Origin of the sequence: Campylobacter ureolyticus (assembly GCF_027277485.1) — a bacterium.
In the GTDB taxonomy this organism is placed as follows: domain Bacteria; phylum Campylobacterota; class Campylobacteria; order Campylobacterales; family Campylobacteraceae; genus Campylobacter_B; species Campylobacter_B ureolyticus_B.
The window spans coordinates 124,168-139,702 of sequence record NZ_JAPXGQ010000001.1; the positions used below are offsets into that span (position 1 = coordinate 124,168).

14 protein-coding genes and 1 pseudogene are annotated in these 15,535 nt (G+C 30.3%); 8 read left to right on the top strand and 7 right to left on the bottom strand.

The window, feature by feature from the left end:
• Positions 1–4: 4 nt before the first annotated feature.
• Positions 5–322 carry a 30S ribosomal protein S10 gene (rpsJ, locus tag O6B72_RS00720; RefSeq protein ID WP_016646200.1) on the bottom strand — a complete coding sequence of 106 codons (318 nt, stop codon included), beginning with the start codon at positions 320–322 and terminating at the stop codon, positions 5–7.
• A 215-nt stretch (positions 323–537) separates the two neighbouring features.
• Here rpsJ and O6B72_RS00725 point away from each other — a divergent pair, with 215 nt between their 5' ends.
• The 3 genes from O6B72_RS00725 to O6B72_RS00735 are packed head-to-tail and all read left to right on the top strand — an operon-like array spanning position 538 to position 2,769.
• Positions 538–1,626 (top strand): ATP-binding protein, encoded by a 1,089-nt coding sequence (locus tag O6B72_RS00725; RefSeq protein ID WP_269491937.1) that lies wholly within the window; start codon positions 538–540, stop codon positions 1,624–1,626.
• Positions 1,627–1,633: 7 nt separating this feature from the next.
• Complete coding sequence (locus O6B72_RS00730; RefSeq protein ID WP_156847131.1) at positions 1,634–2,194, top strand: ribonuclease HII; 561 nt, start codon at positions 1,634–1,636, stop codon at positions 2,192–2,194.
• 35 nt (positions 2,195–2,229) lie between these two features.
• On the top strand, positions 2,230–2,769 hold the full coding sequence (locus tag O6B72_RS00735) for a GNAT family N-acetyltransferase (RefSeq protein ID WP_156847132.1): 540 nt from the start codon (positions 2,230–2,232) through the stop codon (positions 2,767–2,769).
• A 4-nt stretch (positions 2,770–2,773) separates the two neighbouring features.
• On the opposite strand, the gene O6B72_RS00740 is transcribed toward O6B72_RS00735, so the two are convergent.
• Positions 2,774–3,766 (bottom strand): DUF475 domain-containing protein, encoded by a 993-nt coding sequence (locus O6B72_RS00740; protein ID WP_156847133.1) that lies wholly within the window; start codon positions 3,764–3,766, stop codon positions 2,774–2,776.
• Between the two features lie 563 nt (positions 3,767–4,329).
• Here O6B72_RS00740 and msrB point away from each other — a divergent pair.
• Positions 4,330–5,313, top strand: coding sequence for a peptide-methionine (R)-S-oxide reductase MsrB (gene msrB, locus O6B72_RS00745; protein WP_269491938.1), 984 nt, complete (start codon positions 4,330–4,332; stop codon positions 5,311–5,313).
• Between the two features lie 156 nt (positions 5,314–5,469).
• Positions 5,470–6,036, top strand: coding sequence for a PAS domain-containing protein (locus O6B72_RS00750; RefSeq protein ID WP_269491939.1), 567 nt, complete (start codon positions 5,470–5,472; stop codon positions 6,034–6,036).
• A gap of 69 nt (positions 6,037–6,105) precedes the next feature.
• On the opposite strand, the gene O6B72_RS00755 is transcribed toward O6B72_RS00750, so the two are convergent.
• The 4 genes from O6B72_RS00755 to O6B72_RS00770 are packed head-to-tail and all read right to left on the bottom strand — an operon-like array spanning position 6,106 to position 9,023.
• A complete protein-coding gene (locus O6B72_RS00755) occupies positions 6,106–6,471 on the bottom strand; it encodes an HD-GYP domain-containing protein (RefSeq protein ID WP_269491940.1) in 366 nt (121 codons plus the stop codon).
• Complete coding sequence (locus O6B72_RS00760) at positions 6,471–8,012, bottom strand: CHASE2 domain-containing protein (protein ID WP_269491941.1); 1,542 nt, start codon at positions 8,010–8,012, stop codon at positions 6,471–6,473. The genes O6B72_RS00755 and O6B72_RS00760 overlap by 1 nt, the downstream gene beginning before the upstream one ends.
• The gene (locus O6B72_RS00765) at positions 8,013–8,591 is read right to left on the bottom strand and encodes an OmpA family protein (RefSeq protein WP_156847137.1); all 579 of its coding nucleotides are present in this window, start codon (positions 8,589–8,591) and stop codon (positions 8,013–8,015) included. It lies immediately after the preceding gene.
• 9 nt (positions 8,592–8,600) lie between these two features.
• A complete protein-coding gene (locus tag O6B72_RS00770) occupies positions 8,601–9,023 on the bottom strand; it encodes a FecR family protein (RefSeq protein WP_269491942.1) in 423 nt (140 codons plus the stop codon).
• Positions 9,024–9,319: 296 nt separating this feature from the next.
• Here O6B72_RS00770 and O6B72_RS00775 point away from each other — a divergent pair, with 296 nt between their 5' ends.
• The 3 genes and pseudogenes from O6B72_RS00775 to O6B72_RS00785 all read left to right on the top strand — a co-directional run bounded on the left by O6B72_RS00775 (position 9,320) and on the right by O6B72_RS00785 (position 15,068).
• The gene (locus O6B72_RS00775) at positions 9,320–11,167 is read left to right on the top strand and encodes an aryl-sulfate sulfotransferase (RefSeq protein WP_269487673.1); all 1,848 of its coding nucleotides are present in this window, start codon (positions 9,320–9,322) and stop codon (positions 11,165–11,167) included.
• 104 nt (positions 11,168–11,271) lie between these two features.
• A complete protein-coding gene (locus O6B72_RS00780) occupies positions 11,272–13,116 on the top strand; it encodes an aryl-sulfate sulfotransferase (protein ID WP_269491943.1) in 1,845 nt (614 codons plus the stop codon).
• A 93-nt stretch (positions 13,117–13,209) separates the two neighbouring features.
• Positions 13,210–15,068 (top strand): annotated as a pseudogene (locus tag O6B72_RS00785) (aryl-sulfate sulfotransferase).
• A 41-nt stretch (positions 15,069–15,109) separates the two neighbouring features.
• Here the strand turns inward: O6B72_RS00785 and O6B72_RS00790 are convergent.
• Positions 15,110–15,520, bottom strand: a complete 411-nt coding sequence (locus tag O6B72_RS00790) for a tetratricopeptide repeat protein (protein ID WP_269487000.1) — start codon at positions 15,518–15,520, stop codon at positions 15,110–15,112.
• Between the last annotated feature and the right edge of the window lie 15 nt (positions 15,521–15,535).

The following is a 15,535-nucleotide window of genomic DNA, read 5'->3' on the forward strand; positions in this document are numbered from 1 at the left end:
AAATTTACCCCTTATTACCCATTGCACGAACTTCAACATTAACTTCTGGTGCAAGATCCAATTTTGTAAGTGAATCTACAGTCTCAGGAGTTGCTGCAACGATATCAAGCATACGGGTGTGAATTCTTATCTCAAACTGCTCTCTTGAATCTTTATTTACGTGTGGAGATTTTAAGACTGTATAGCGTTTGATCTTTGTAGGCATAGGCACTGGACCTCTGACATCCGCACCTGTTCTTTTGACAGCTTCTACTATTGCTGTAACTGTTCTATCTAAAACTCTATGGTCGTAAGCTTTTAACTTTAACCTAATTCTTTCCATAGTTTTTTCCTTCATAAAGAACTTGTCGCAAAAAAATGCGACCTTTTTTGATTTAAAAAGATTGTGATTATATAAGAATTATTTTGCAAAGTCAATATTTTACGGCATTTTATCTAAAACTTATCTTTTTTATTTCCTTATTAAAAGGAAAGTTTTTATTTTATTGAAAATTCTTAAAAATTTAAAAATTAAGTTAAATTTGCTATAATTTTTTTATGGAAATTTTAAATTATATTTATGAAAACCCGCCAATTTTTCAAAATAATATTGCTAGAAAAATTAAAATTAATAGTAGCAAGGCTTTAATTTGCGGTCAACTAAACTCAGGCAAAAGTCAAATTTTATTAAATCTGCTTTTTAAAAATCAAAAAGATGAAATTTTATACATAAATCTTGATGATTTGCGTCTAAATTTTGATGAAACTGATTTTTTAAAATTTTTAAATTTAAATAAAAAAATCAAATTTATTGGAATTGACAATCTAAAAACCAATGATTCAAAACTCTTAAAAATAATTGAAAACCTAAGCTCTAGCAATACAAACATAGAAAATATTTATCTTACAACAAGACAAAAATCATTAAATTTAAATGGTTTTAAAACATACAACTTAAATATGCTTGATTTCGAAGAATTTATTGCACTTGAGGGAAAAACTAATGATCTTGGGGCAATATTTAGCGAATTTTTAACAAGAGGAAATAGCATAAATGATAAAATTTCAATTCAAAATAATCTTAAAGCAAATTATAATGAAAATGAACTTTTAGTACTTTTAGAATGTGCTAAATTTGTAAATCAAAATTTTAGTACAAACAAAATTTATACAAATCTAAAAGAATTTTATAAAATTTCAAAAGATAAAGTTTATGAGGCTGTTTTTAGGCTCGAGGATGAGGGGATTATCAAATTTGTACCAAAATTTAAATCCACCTCTAAAAGAATTTATTTTGGAGATTTTGCTTTTATGGATAATTTAAGCTATAAAAAACATTTTATTAAAAAACTTCAAAATGCCCTATTGTGTGAACTTTTAACGCTTAATAAAGAAATTTATTTTACGGATGATTTTGATTTTTACTTGCCAAATAAAAATTTGCAAAATCAAAATTTAGCTTTTTTAATCATCCCTTTTACAACAAGCGAGTTTATATATTTAAAATTTAAAAAACTTTTTGAAAAACTAAAAAAAATGAGAATCTCAAAACTTTATGCAATAACAATGGGAAATGAGGAAAGTTTTACAATAGAGGGCATAAAGTGTGAAATAACACCATTTTGGCAATATGCTTTAAGCATTTAGGAGATTTATGAAAATTTGTGGTATTGATGAAGCTGGGCGTGGATGCTTGGCAGGTGATTTATGTATAGCTGGAGTTGTTTTAGATAAAGAGATAGATGGTCTAAAAGATAGTAAAAAGATAAGTGAGAAAAAAAGAGTAGTTCTTTTTAATGAAATTTGTAAAAATGCAAAATTTAAAATTGTTACTTTTACAAGCCAAGATGTTGATAGAATAGGACTTTCAGAGTGTTTAAAAAATGGGCTTTTAGAAATTTTGAACTATTTTGGAGATGAGTTTGAATATATTTATGATGGAAATACAAATTTTAAAGTCCAAAAAATAAAAACTATGATAAAAGCTGATGCACTAATAAAAGAGGTAAGTGCAGCAAGTATTTTAGCTAAAGTTACAAGAGATGAAAATTTAAAAACAGCTGATAAAAAATACCCAGAATATGGTTTTTTAAAACATAAAGGATACGCTACAAAAGCACATATTGAAGCTGTTTTAAAATACGGATATACAAATTTTCACAGGCTTACTTATGAAGTAAAAGCATTAAAAAATGTAAGCAAAAATAAATTTTAATTTTGGTAAAATCACGCAAATTTTAAGGAGATCAAATGGTAAGAAAAGCAAAGCCAAGCGATGCAAAAAAATGCGCCAAAATACTTGATTTAGCGATGGATGACATTAGCGGAGTGATTTTAAATGAAACAGACTATGATAAAAAAATGGAAAAATTTGAAATTTTTTTTAGGGCTAAAAACAATCGCCTGTCATACGAAAATACAATAGTGTATGAAGATGAGAACGGAAATATCTGTGGGGCTATGATATTTTACAAAGGATATGAAAGTGACTTTTTAGACGCAGTTTTCAATGAAAGATTAAAACAACTTGGCTCTAAAAATTTGACAAAAAAAGAGTGTGAGGATGATGAGTTTTATATAGATAGTGTTGCAGTTGATCCAAAATTTAGAGGCAAAGGATATTTTAAAGCCTTAATGAATGAAGCTATAAAAATAGCTAAAAACTCTGATCTTAAAAAAATGAGTTTAGTTACTCACACTCCTGAACTTTATACGCAATTTGGTTTTAAATTTCATGATAATTTAGATATCTATGGAGAAGTTTATCAAAAAATGATTAAGGTGCTTTAAAGCCTTAATCAACTTTTGCTTGCAAATTATCACGCCTGTTTTTATAAACCGAACTTAAAAAAGCTAAAAAAATGAATAAAAATCCTATAGTTCCAGTTATAATTTCACTAACCTCGTAAAAAACTTGTATAAACATTATAATAGAAAGTGCAAATATCGCATAATGTGCACCGTGGTCTAAATATGCAAATTTTAAAAGCGTTTTTTTCTCAACCAAGTATATTGTTATGCTTCTTACAAACATCGCACCAATTCCAAGTCCTATCATAATAATAAAGATATTTTCACTTAATGCAAATGCTCCAATTACACCATCAAAACTAAAACTCGCATCTAAAACTTCCAAATATAAAAATCCAATAATTCCATTTCTAACACTTCCTGAGCTAAAAGTTTCATTTAAAGACGATATTAACAAATGTATAAAAATGGCAGAAAAAAAGCAAAGTCCATAAGTTAAATTTGAAGTTTTTTGCATAAAAATAAGTCCTAAAAAAATCGCTAAAATCAAATTTATATTTGCAAATTTCTTAAAAAATTCGATAATTTTATTATTTTCTATCAATTCTAACCAATGTGTTTTTCTCTGATTATCAAAGAAAAAATCAAAAAATACCATCATTAAAAATGCTCCACCAAAAATATAGATTTCATCTTTATTTTGACTTAAAGCCTCATGGTATAATTCAGGTGAGTTAATAGCAAAATTTAGAGTTTGAAGCATTGAATATCCTGAAAAAATAGAAACTATAAGAAGTGGAAATAAAAATCTCATTCCAAAAACAGCAATTGGAATACCAAAGATAATAAATCTCCTTCTCCACACTTTATTCATTTGATTTAAGATTTTTGCATTTACAACCGCATTATCAAAACTAAGACTAACTTCCAAAATGGCTAGTAAGAAACATATATAAACAGCCTTTAAATTTCCTATAAAAAAACTTATTAAAAGTCCAAAAATCATCACTATAAATGATGAATAAAATATTTTCATATTATCTCCTAAATCAAAATTATACTATTTTTTTAAAAAAAATTTATTGGGATAAAAACTCAATTTAGTTTATTTTTTTTAACATAATATTAAAATATTTACTATATAATAAACTAAATTATTACTATAATGCCTAATATGTCTATTAGTCTATTAGTCTATTAGTCTATTTTATAATAAAGATTTATTACACAAAAAACTATTTAATTTTAAAATTATTTTTTTATACCATCAATAATGTTTAAGATAATTTAAAAATATAAAACAATCTAGATATAAAAAATTTAATTTACATATCCTCGTAAAAACAAAGACAAAATGCAAACAAAAATACACTTATTCTTTAGTCTATCTATATAAATAAAACTTATACTAATTATATCAATTATGACTAACACTACTAACAAACAAGACTAAATAATTTCTCATTAAAGCATGCTAAATACAAACTAACATTAACTAACAAGTTATAACTATATTTTAAAAACTTATTTTTAATTTATGTTTTTTAAATATTAACTAAAAATTTGATACTATTTTTTCTAAAAACAAAAGGAAAAAAAATGAGAAAAATTTTAATCTTTATATTTTTAATAAATTTTTTATGGAGCGTGGATATGAATAAAAGTGAAATTTATTTAGCTGGAGGGTGTTTTTGGGGAATGCAAGGGTATTTTGACAAAATTAATGGAGTTATAAAAACCGATGTTGGTTATGCAAATGGAAAAAGCACAAACACAACCTATAAAGAACTTCACAAATCAATGCATGCTGAGACACTTCACCTAATTTATGATAAAAATAAAATTAGTTTAAATGAAATTTTAAGACATTTTATAAGAGTGATCGACCCAACTTCACTAAACAGACAAGGAAATGATGTTGGCACTCAGTATAGAAGTGGAATTTACTATGTTGATATAGAAAGTGGCAATGAGGCAATTTCATTTATAAAAGAGATCTCTAAATTTTATGAAAAACCAATTGTTGTTGAAGTAGAGCCACTTAGAAACTATACTTTAGCTGAGAATTATCATCAAAAATATTTAGAGAAAAACCCAAATGGATATTGTCATATTGATTTAAGTTTGGCAAAAACTCCACTAGAAAAAGTTTATAACAAACCAAATGATGATGAAATAAGAAAAAATTTAAGTGAAATTTCATATCAAGTAACGCAAGAAAATGCCACTGAAATGCCATTTTCAAGCAAATATGATGATTTTTATGAAAAAGGAATTTATGTTGATATCGTAAGCAAAGAGCCACTTTTTAGCTCATCTGATAAATTCAACGCAGGATGTGGATGGCCAAGCTTCTCAAAACCAATTGGCAAAATTAATGAAAAAAAAGACTTTTCACATGGCATGATAAGAACCGAAGTAAGATCCAAATTTGCAAACTCTCACTTAGGGCATGTTTTTAATGACGGACCAAAAAGCAAAGGTGGGCTAAGATACTGTATAAATGGTGCTGCTTTGGAGTTTATCCCACTTAAAGAGATGGAAGAAAAAGGGTATAAAGATTATATTAAATTTGTGAAGTAATTTAGGTTTTATAAACTATTGACTTTCTATTTAGCGTAAAATTTGAATTAAAATATTACTATTATATAATTTTTATTTATTAAAGATGTTTATTAAATAAAAATAATTTAAGCAAATTTATATTATAATTTTATTATTTCTAAAAAGGAAAAAACTATGCGAATAGAAAAACCAACTCCAATTGATGAGAAGATGGAACTTGACCCTGAAAGATATTTCATATCAAGTACTGATTTACAAGGAATTATAACTTCAGTAAATGTTTATTTTTCAAAAATTTCAGGCTATAGTGAAAAAGAACTTATAGGAAGCCCACATAACATCGTAAGGCACCCAGATATGCCAAGAATAATTTTTAAAATCATGTGGGATCGAATCCAAACAGGTAAAAATATGTGTGCTGTTATAAAAAATCTAGCAAAAAATGGTAAATACTACTGGGTTGTAACTGATTTTGAAATTTTAAAAGACAATAGTGGGGAATCAGTAGGATATAGAGCTTTTAGAAGAGCAGCAAAAGATGAAACTATAAAAACAGTTGAGCCGATTTACAGTAAACTTTTAGAGGTCGAAAAAGAAGGTGGAATTTTAGCAAGCAAAGATGAGCTTATTAAAATTTTAAAAGAAAAAAATATGAGTTATGATGATTTTATAAATAATGAAATTAAAAAAAGCGGTCTAAAAGGTGCATTTGGCGGATTATTGCGCAAATTTGGGTTTTAAAATTTTTATCTATAATATAATCTCCATGAATATAAAAATTCGTGGAGATTAAAATCTACCAAACAAATGCTAGTCTTCATATTTTTGAGCAATTTTTCTAAACTCCAATTTTAAATCTATAAAAGCCTTTATTAAAATTGGATCAAAATGTGTCCCACTTTCGCTTATTATCATATTTTCAGCTTTTTCATAATTAAATTTTTCCTTATAAGCTCTTTTTGAAGTTAGTGCATCATATACATCTGCTATAGCCATCAAGCGTCCTTCGATTGGTATTTCATCTCCTTTTAAGCCTTGTGGATAGCCGCTTCCATCCCACTTTTCATGGTGAGTATAGGCTATATTTGTGGCAGCATTTAAAAAAAGATTTTTTCCACTCGATCTCATTTTTGCCTTTTGAATTATCTCTTTTCCATAAATTACATGTTTTTTCATTATCTCCCACTTTTTTCATCAAGGCTTCCATTTTTGTTTAAAATATTATCAGGAATTGCAACTTTTCCGATATCATGAAGTGGAACAGCTTGGCATAAAACTTTTATAAAAGTTGGACTAAAATTATAAATTCCTTTTTTTCTTAAATACTGTGCTAGAACTCTAACATACTCTCTAGTTCTTAAAATGTGCCCGCCAGTTTCCCTATCCTTTCCTTCAACAACTGTTATCATGCTATCTATCGCTGAACTGTGTGCCTCTTCAAGTTCTTTTAAAAAACTCCTTTTTTCCCAAAAACTATAAAAAGTCATTGACAAAGTAAAAAATAGAAATATTATAAAAACTGGAATTACAATATATCCAATCGAAATATAGACCCCACTTTTTAACTTAATCTCTGCACTAACAAAAGCGATAACAGTTAGTAGAACAAAAACAAAAAAAGAAGGCAAATAGCCATATCTAACTATCATAAAAGCAAGTAATACTAACACTAACACACTTAAATAAAAATTTAAATCTTTATAAAAATTTGGCTGACTAACAAGTGAGTTAGTTAAAAAATTTTCTATTAAAGATGCGTGGTAAAAAATACCAGATCTTATCTTTCCTCCAGAGCTTACAAAGTGATCATTTAAGCCAAGCGCAGTAGCTCCAAATAAAACAAATTTTCCACTAAATTCACTCTTATCAACTCTATCTAAAAGCACATCGGAAGCCGAAAATGTTTTAAATTTATTTTTTGGATAAATTTCGTTTAAAGCCTTTGCTTCGTCATTTAGTTTAACTTCTTTTTCTAAAAATTTGACTTTTAAACCCCTATTTTTCTCATCTTTTAAAAGGGTTAAATTTGGATCAACTTGCATAAGCATAGCAACACTAAAAGATGGAATAAGGCTGTTTTTATAATAAAAAAATAGATTTGTATATCGCAATACTCCATCACTAAAGGCTCTTGCATTTATAAAGCCATTTGCCCTAGCAAGAGCATTTAAAGGCTCATAACTGCAGATTAAATCATCTATTTTATCTATATTTTCAAAGACCAGATTTGATTTTATCGTAGTTAGTTTATTGCAAGCTTTATTTCTTGGTATATTTGAGGCAAAAACGGCCAAAACACTGTTTCCGGCCTCTAAAGAAGTTGCCAAAATTTTATCATTATCTAATAATGGGGCTGGAATTTTGCTTGTATTTAAATCCAAATTTAGTGAATCTTTATAAAAATTTTTAATTTCATCTAAGGAAGTTCTATCTTTTTCTGAAAATATAACATCCATTCCAAAAGCTGCAGGTTTTGAAAGTAGTATCTCTTGTGCAAGTTTTGCAACTAAAATTCTACTCCAAGGCCACTGACCAAATATTTCTAAGCTTTTTTCATCAATTTCAACAACAACAACTGAGTTTGATCTGTCTAAATTTAATTTTGGCTTTATAAGATCATAAATTTGATAATCAAGCAAAGGTAAGAAACTACTATTTCTTATAAAAAATCCGCAAATTATAGAAAAAAATATAAAAAATATAAAAATTTTTTTCATCTATCTTATTTGAATTTCAACTCTTCTATTTTTTGGCTCAATAATGCCATCTTTTGTCTTAATCAAAAGGTTTTTTTCTCCAAAAGAAACTATTTCAAGCTTTGTGATATTTAAATCTTTAAAATTTTTAGCAATACTTTGTGCTCTATCAAGCGATACTTTTTCATTTATTTTATCACTTCCATAAGTATCTGCATGTCCGATGATTGAAACATTGCAAGGTATTCTATCTTTAATAGTTTGTCTTATTTCATCTATTTTTTTAGCTGAGCTTTCAGTTAAATTTGAGCCATCTGTAAAATACAAAAGATATGATTTTGGTGGTATAACGCCATCTTTTAGCAAAGTATAATATCTTTTTTTAACCTCATCTTCTTTAAGAGTTTTTTTCTTACTTTCAAAAGCTTTAACATTTGAAATTTCCATATACGAATTTACAGAATTCAAAGTCGTATTTTTATCTTTTGTTTGAATGATTATAGCTGATGGCTTACCATTATCCAAAAGTAAAATCTCACTTTTTTCAACTCCTATGGTAAGACCAAAAATAACCGCAATCACCCCTAGGAAAACTTCCATTTTGTTTCCTTATTTTAGTTCTATTATAAATTTTGTTCCTCTTATGCCGATAATTCCATCAGGAATTTTAAACTCAAAACTCTCAGGTGAAATTTCGCTTACTTTGCCTGATTCAAACATAGCTTTTCCCTTGTCAAGTTTCAAAGAAAATTTATAAATTTCTTCAATTGGTTTAAATTTAAACTCTTCAATATTTAAATAGCTAGATTCACCTAAAGTAAGGCTACTTCCATCATCAAAGATAACACCTACTTTTGAATTTGCATCCGTTATTAAAATATCATTATTTAACAATTCATCACCAACTTTTAAATTTATTGTCTTATTATCTCTTTTAACAATTGGATTACCTTTCGCCATTTTAACTATTGCAATGCCTTGAGCAAATAAAAAATTTGCAAAAATAAAGAAAGTAAAAAATATTTTTTTCAAAACAACTCCTTTATTATAAAAATTAAATATTATTATAACATATAAATTTATATTTCTAAAATTAAATTATAAATTAAATTTGATAAAAATAATTTACTATTTATAAATTTTATTTTATTTTAAAGTATAGAATTAAAATAAAATCTATTAAAATGCCTAATTTTAGGCTTATATACAAATTATGCATCATAATAAATTTTAATTTTAAGTAAATATAAAAAGTAAATTTAATTTGACTTTTATAAAATTTTATTGTAGAATTGCCAGGAATATTTCATTTTAAAAGGATTAAAGATATGAAAAAAATTCTTAGTTCGGTTTTAGTTGCTGGTATGCTTGTCTCAGTTGGAGTGACAACTTCATTTGCAATTGGTGGAGCAAGTGGTGCCAAGACTGATTATGTAGTTCAAGGAAAAATTGGTGAGTTAGTTGTAAATCCTTACGATATAGCTCCACTAACAGCTGTTATTAAAAATGGCGGATATACAATAAAAGATGTAACCGTTAGAATCGTGCCAAAAAAAGATGGCCAAGAGATCAAATACAAAGTAGCAGATGGTGAGCTTAAAACTCATGGTGGAATTCCTGTTTTTGGACTTTATCCTGATTATGTAAATACAGTTGAAGTTGAATACACAAGAACATATAAAGGTGCCGATGAGAAGATAAAAGAAGATTATAAAATTTATACTGCTCCTGTTTTTGGCGATGTTAGCGGTATGAGAGGTCAAAAAGGTGTATTTTTTGATGAGATCAAGGTTACAAAACCTGCAACTGAGAAATTCAAAGATAGACTTTATTTTGTGAATAACTTTCAACCAAAGACTGGAAAAGGCACAAAGGTTGTATGGAATAACCCAACAGGTGGAGCATTAGAGTGGAACTATACTCCTCAAATTTTTATCCTTGATACAAAAGGTGAAATTAGATGGTATATGGAGCCAAGTAAAATTTATAATCTAAAATCAGCATTCCACGCTGGCGTTATGATGGGCTTTAAACAAAATGATGATGGTGATATAACTTGGGGTTATGGTCAAAGATATGCAAAATATGACATTATGGGAAGAGAGATCTTTAACAGAGAACTTCCTGCTGGATATATTGATTTTTCACACTCAATGGATGATAGCCCAAATGGTCACTACTTCTTAAGAGTTGCTAATGCAAACCTAAAAAGAAATGATGGCAAAAATGTTCGAACTGTAAGAGATGTTATAGTTGAAGTTGATCAAAACGGTCAAGTTGTTGATGATTGGAAACTTTATGAAATTCTTGATCCATATAGAGACAATGTCCTAAAAGTGCTTGATCAAGGTGCAGTTTGTCTAAATATCGATGCAAAAGCTGGTGGTCATACACTAAGTGATGAAGAGCTAGCAAAGCTTGATGACAATGATAAATTTGGCGATATTGTAGGAAGCGGACCAGGAAGAAACTGGGCACACGTAAACTCAGTTGATCACGATGCCGAAGATGATAGTATCATCATCTCATCACGTCACCAAAATGCAATTATCAAGATAGGTAGAGACAAACAAGTTAAATGGATTTTAGGAAACCCAGTTGGCTGGAAAGATAAATTTAAAGATAAGCTTTTAACTCCAGTTGACAGCAAGGGTAATAAAATTTCTTGCGGTGATGATGGTGCAAAATGTCCTGGATATGAAAGCGATAAAGGTGGCTTTGACTACACTTGGACACAACATACTGCATTTAAAATTGATGAGAAAAGCAAAGGCGATATCATTTATGTAAGTGCGTTTGATAACGGAGATAGTCGTGGTATGGAACAACCTGCACTTCCAACTATGAAATACTCACGCTCAGTAATTTATAAAATAGATCAAAAGAAAAAGACAGTTGAGCAAGTTTGGGAATATGGAAAAGATAGAGGATTTGATTGGTATAGCTCAGTTACAAGCTTAACAGAGTACCAAGCTGACAAAAACTCAGTTATGGTTTATTCAGCAGTTGCTGGAATGCAGTTTGACATCGCAACAGGAAATCCAACAGGTCTTCCAAGCCCACATATTAACGAGTTTGAATGGGGTGCAAAAGAGCCTGGTATTGAAATCATTATGACAAATGCAATGGGTTATCAAGCATGGCCATTTAGCATTGAAAAGGCATTAAGCAAATAATTAAAATTTAGGGGGAATTTTTCTCCCTAAATTTATCTCTCTTTATAAATCTAGATAAAAGTTTCAAATTTGAGATTTCTATCTAAATTTAAAAAGGAGAGAAAATGAAAAAAATTCTTAGTTCAGCCTTAGTTGCTGGAATGCTTTTAGGCATTGGAGTCACGACCTCTATGGCAATGGGTGGTCCAAGTGGTCCAAAAACAGATTATCCAAATCCTGGAAAAATAGGTGAAGTTATAGTAAATCCTTATAAAATCGCCCCACTTACAGCAATTATTAGAAATGGTGGTTATGAATTAAAAGATATCAAAGTAACCATAGCCCCAAAAGAAAATGGACAAACACTTAGCTATCAAGTAAGTGATGCAAAAGCAAAGGGATATGGTGGAATTCCTATTTGGGGACTTTATCCTGATTATTACAACACGATAAATGTAGAATATACTAAAATTCACGGCTCTAAACAAGAAAAGATAAAAGAGACTTATCACATTTATGCAGCACCAATATACACAGAAGTATCTGGCACACCAGATCAAAAAGGCTCAATGTTTAGCAAAATCGAAGTTAAAAAAGTAGCCGATAAATACAAAGATAGACTTTATCTAATCAATCACGTAACAAACAAAAGTGGACAAGGCACTAGAGTTGTATGGAACAACCCAATGGGTGGAGCAATAGAGTGGAACTTTTATCCTCAAAATTTCATCATCGATACAGCAGGAGATGTAAGATGGTATATCTTTGCAAATCCAATATATGACTTTGATAAGGTTTATGGAGCAGGCGTTATGATGGGCTTTAAACAAAACCCTGATGGTCAGCTTACTTTTGGATACGGACAAAGATATGCTAAATATGATTTAATGGGAAAAGAGAGCTTTAACCGTCAACTTCCACTTGGATATAATGATTTTTCACACTCATTTGATGTATCACCAAAAGGAAACTACTTCTTAAGAGTTGGTAGCTCAAATACAAAAAGACTTGATGGCAAAAATGTCCGCACTGTTAGAGATGTTATTATCGAAGTAGATCCAACAACTGGTGATGTTGTTGATGATTGGAGATTGTATGAGATACTAGATCCTTATAGAGATGTTGTTTTTAAAACTCTTGATCAAGGTGCAGTTTGCCTAAACATAGATGCGAATTTAGCAGGTCAAACTCTAAGCGATGAGGATTTGGCAAAACTTGATGACAATGATAAATTTGGAGATATCATAGGAAGTGGAGCTGGTAGAAACTGGGCGCATGTAAACTCAGTAGATCACGACGCAGAAGATGATAGTATTATCCTTTCAAGCCGCCATCAAAGCGCTATTATTAAGATAGGAAGAGATAAACAGGTAAAGTGGATTTTAGGCTCACCTGAGGGGTGGAGTGATAAATTTAAAGATAAGCTTTTAACTCCAGTAGATAATAAAGGAAATAAAATAGTTTGTGAAGCTAACGGTTCAAAATGTCCAGGATATCTAAACGAAAAAGGTGGATTTGACTACACTTGGACACAACATACTGCATTTAAAATAGATGCAAAAAGCAAAGGCGATATCTTATATGTAACAGCTTTTGACAATGGCGATGGTAGAGGCATGGAACAACCAGCACTTCCATCAATGAAATATAGCCGTGGAGTAATTTACAAAGTAGATCAAAAGAAGATGACTGTTGAGCAAGTTTGGGAGTATGGTAAAAATAGAGGTCATGACTTCTACTCTCCGGTTACATCAATTACAGAATATCACGCTGATAAAGATTCTATTTTAATGTATTCGGCAACAGCTGGTGGAGCGTTTGATTTTAGCACAGGTGCTTTTGCCTCACTTCCAAATCCAACTCTTTTGGAATTTGATTATCTAGCAAAAGAACCATCAGTTGAAATCCAGATTTTTGATACAAATGGATATCAAGCTATTCCTATAAATTTACAAAAAGCTTTTAAGTAGTTTTTAGCCCTTAAATTTAAGGGCTTTTTCTAAATTTAGATAGAAGTCTCAAATTTGAGATTTCTATCTAAATTTTTTAAAAAAGGAGAGAATATGAAGAAAATTCTTAGTTCAGTCTTAGTTGCTGGCATGCTTGTATCAGTAGGAGTTACAACATCTTTGGCAATGGGTGGTCCAAGTGGTCCAAAGACCGATTGGCAAATACAGGGAAAATAGGAAGTGTTAAACTAAATCCTTATGACCTAACCCCATTAACTGCTGTTATTATGAACGGCGGGTATAATCTAAGCGATATTGAAGTTACAATTGTCCCAAAAGAAAACGGACAGACAATAAAGTATAAAGTTGATGAAAATAGAGCTAAAACATACGGCGGAATTCCAATTTTTGGGCTTTATCCAAGCTACTTAAATACCGTAAAAGTAAGCTATACAAAAGAAAGTTTTGGCAAAACTGAAAAAGTAAAAGATGAAGAGTATAAAATTTTAACCTCTGGCATAAGCTTGCAGCCTACTGGCTATACATCACAAAGAGGCGTTCCTTTTGAAAAAGTTAATGTTTTAAAAGTAGAAGATGGATTTAAAGATAGACTTTATTTGGTAAATAACGCTCCAGGAAAAAGCATTGGAAAAAGCTCAAATTCAGTATGGAACAACCCAATGGGCGGAGCTATGGAATGGGATGAAGAATCAAGTGCGTTTATCGTAGATACAAAAGGCGAGATTAGATGGTTTTTTGATAATGCCAAACTAATGGACTGGCATAATATCTACAATCGGGGGCTTATGATGGGCTTTCATCAAAACAATGATGGCTCACTTACTTGGGGATTTGGACAAAGATATGTAAAGTATGACTTAATGGGAAAAGAGAGCTTTAACCGCCAACTACCACTTGGCTACATCGACTTTTCACACGCCATGGATGATATGCAAAATGGAAACTATCTCTTAAGAGTAGCTTCAGCAAACACACTCCGCCCTGATGGCAAAAATGTTCGAACAGTAAGAGATGTTATAATTGAAGTAAATCAAGATGGTGATGTTGTTGATGAGTGGAAGTTATTTGAAATACTAGATCCATATAGAAGCGATGTTATAAAAGCTCTAGATCAAGGTGCGGTTTGTCTAAATATCGATGCAAGTATGGCAGGAAAAACACTAAGCGATGAAGATCTGGCAAAAATGGATGAAAGTAATAATTTTGGTGATATTGCCGGAACTGGAATTGGTAGAAACTGGGCGCATGTAAACTCAGTCGATTATGATCCAACAGATGATAGCATTATACTTTCAAGCCGCCACCAAAGTGCAATGATAAAGATTGGTCGCGATAAAAAAGTAAAATGGATAGCTGGAGCACACAAAGGCTGGAATGATAAATTTAAAGACAAGCTTTTACAACCAATTGACAGCAAAGGAAATAAAATTGTTTGTGAAGATGGATATTCAAAATGCCCTGGATATCTCAATGAAAATGGTGGATTTGACTGGACTTGGACACAACATACTGCTTGGAGAATAGATGAAAAGTCAGATAAAAGATATATTTATATGAGTGTTTTTGACAATGGAGACGCAAGAGGTATCGAGCAACCTGCACTTCCAACTATGAAATATAGCCGCGCGGTAGTTTATAAAATAGATCAAGAAAAAATGACAATCGAACAAATTTGGGAATATGGTAAAAATCGTGGTAACGAGTGGTTTAGCCCAGTTACTAGCCTAACAGAATATCACGCCGATAAAGACAGCATTGTTGTTTATAGTGCAACTGCTGGAATGAGTTTTGATTTAAATTCAGGAGTTAGCGTTGGAGAGCCAAAACCTGAAATTGATGAGTTTAAATGGGGTGCAAAAGAGCCTTCTGTTCAGATTCAATTTATTGGAACAGATGCTGGCTACCAAGCAATGCCAATTAGTCTCGAAAAGGCGTTTGGTAAAACAAAATAATATTAAAAAAATTTGAGTGCAAATTTGCACTCAAATTTAAACTACTCTTGTGGTAAATAAGTTAAAATTTGGCACGCTCTTTTACTGCCCAAATCACAAGCCTTTAAAAGCGTTACAGTTGATCCTTCAAAGCTATGCGAAGTGCCTTTACCTTCTAAATAATGAATTGAGGCTTCATAGCAACTCTCACTTACATTATTTTCACAACCTTTATTAAAAATCTCAAATGCTCTTACAACATCCTTTTCCACGCCAAGCCCTCTTTGAAGCATATCAGCAAATAAAAAGCATTTTGCTTCGCTTCCGTTCTCACACTCTTTTTCCAAATAAGATGATAAGTTTAAACACGATTTTTCATCACTTTTTACAATGCAGCCATCAAGTGCTTTGTCAAAATCCAAGCTAAATCCAACATTGAAAACCAAAATCAAACATAAAATAACTTTTCTCATAAGTTCTCCTAATAA

Excerpts from the sequence above, each read along its gene's own strand:
- O6B72_RS00740 (WP_156847133.1), bottom strand. The coding sequence starts at position 3,766 with ATGAAAATATTTTATTCATCATTTATAGTGATGATTTTTGGACTTTTA.
- O6B72_RS00750 (WP_269491939.1), top strand. The coding sequence starts at position 5,470 with ATGCGAATAGAAAAACCAACTCCAATTGATGAGAAGATGGAACTTGAC.
- O6B72_RS00730 (WP_156847131.1), top strand. The coding sequence starts at position 1,634 with ATGAAAATTTGTGGTATTGATGAAGCTGGGCGTGGATGCTTGGCAGGT.
- O6B72_RS00735 (WP_156847132.1), top strand. The coding sequence starts at position 2,230 with ATGGTAAGAAAAGCAAAGCCAAGCGATGCAAAAAAATGCGCCAAAATA.
- O6B72_RS00780 (WP_269491943.1), top strand. The coding sequence starts at position 11,272 with ATGAAAAAAATTCTTAGTTCAGCCTTAGTTGCTGGAATGCTTTTAGGC.
- msrB (WP_269491938.1), top strand. The coding sequence starts at position 4,330 with ATGAGAAAAATTTTAATCTTTATATTTTTAATAAATTTTTTATGGAGC.
- O6B72_RS00775 (WP_269487673.1), top strand. The coding sequence starts at position 9,320 with ATGAAAAAAATTCTTAGTTCGGTTTTAGTTGCTGGTATGCTTGTCTCA.
- O6B72_RS00725 (WP_269491937.1), top strand. The coding sequence starts at position 538 with ATGGAAATTTTAAATTATATTTATGAAAACCCGCCAATTTTTCAAAAT.
- rpsJ (WP_016646200.1), bottom strand. The coding sequence starts at position 322 with ATGGAAAGAATTAGGTTAAAGTTAAAAGCTTACGACCATAGAGTTTTA.
- O6B72_RS00790 (WP_269487000.1), bottom strand. The coding sequence starts at position 15,520 with ATGAGAAAAGTTATTTTATGTTTGATTTTGGTTTTCAATGTTGGATTT.
- O6B72_RS00755 (WP_269491940.1), bottom strand. The coding sequence starts at position 6,471 with ATGAAAAAACATGTAATTTATGGAAAAGAGATAATTCAAAAGGCAAAA.
- O6B72_RS00765 (WP_156847137.1), bottom strand. The coding sequence starts at position 8,591 with ATGGAAGTTTTCCTAGGGGTGATTGCGGTTATTTTTGGTCTTACCATA.
- O6B72_RS00760 (WP_269491941.1), bottom strand. The coding sequence starts at position 8,012 with ATGAAAAAAATTTTTATATTTTTTATATTTTTTTCTATAATTTGCGGA.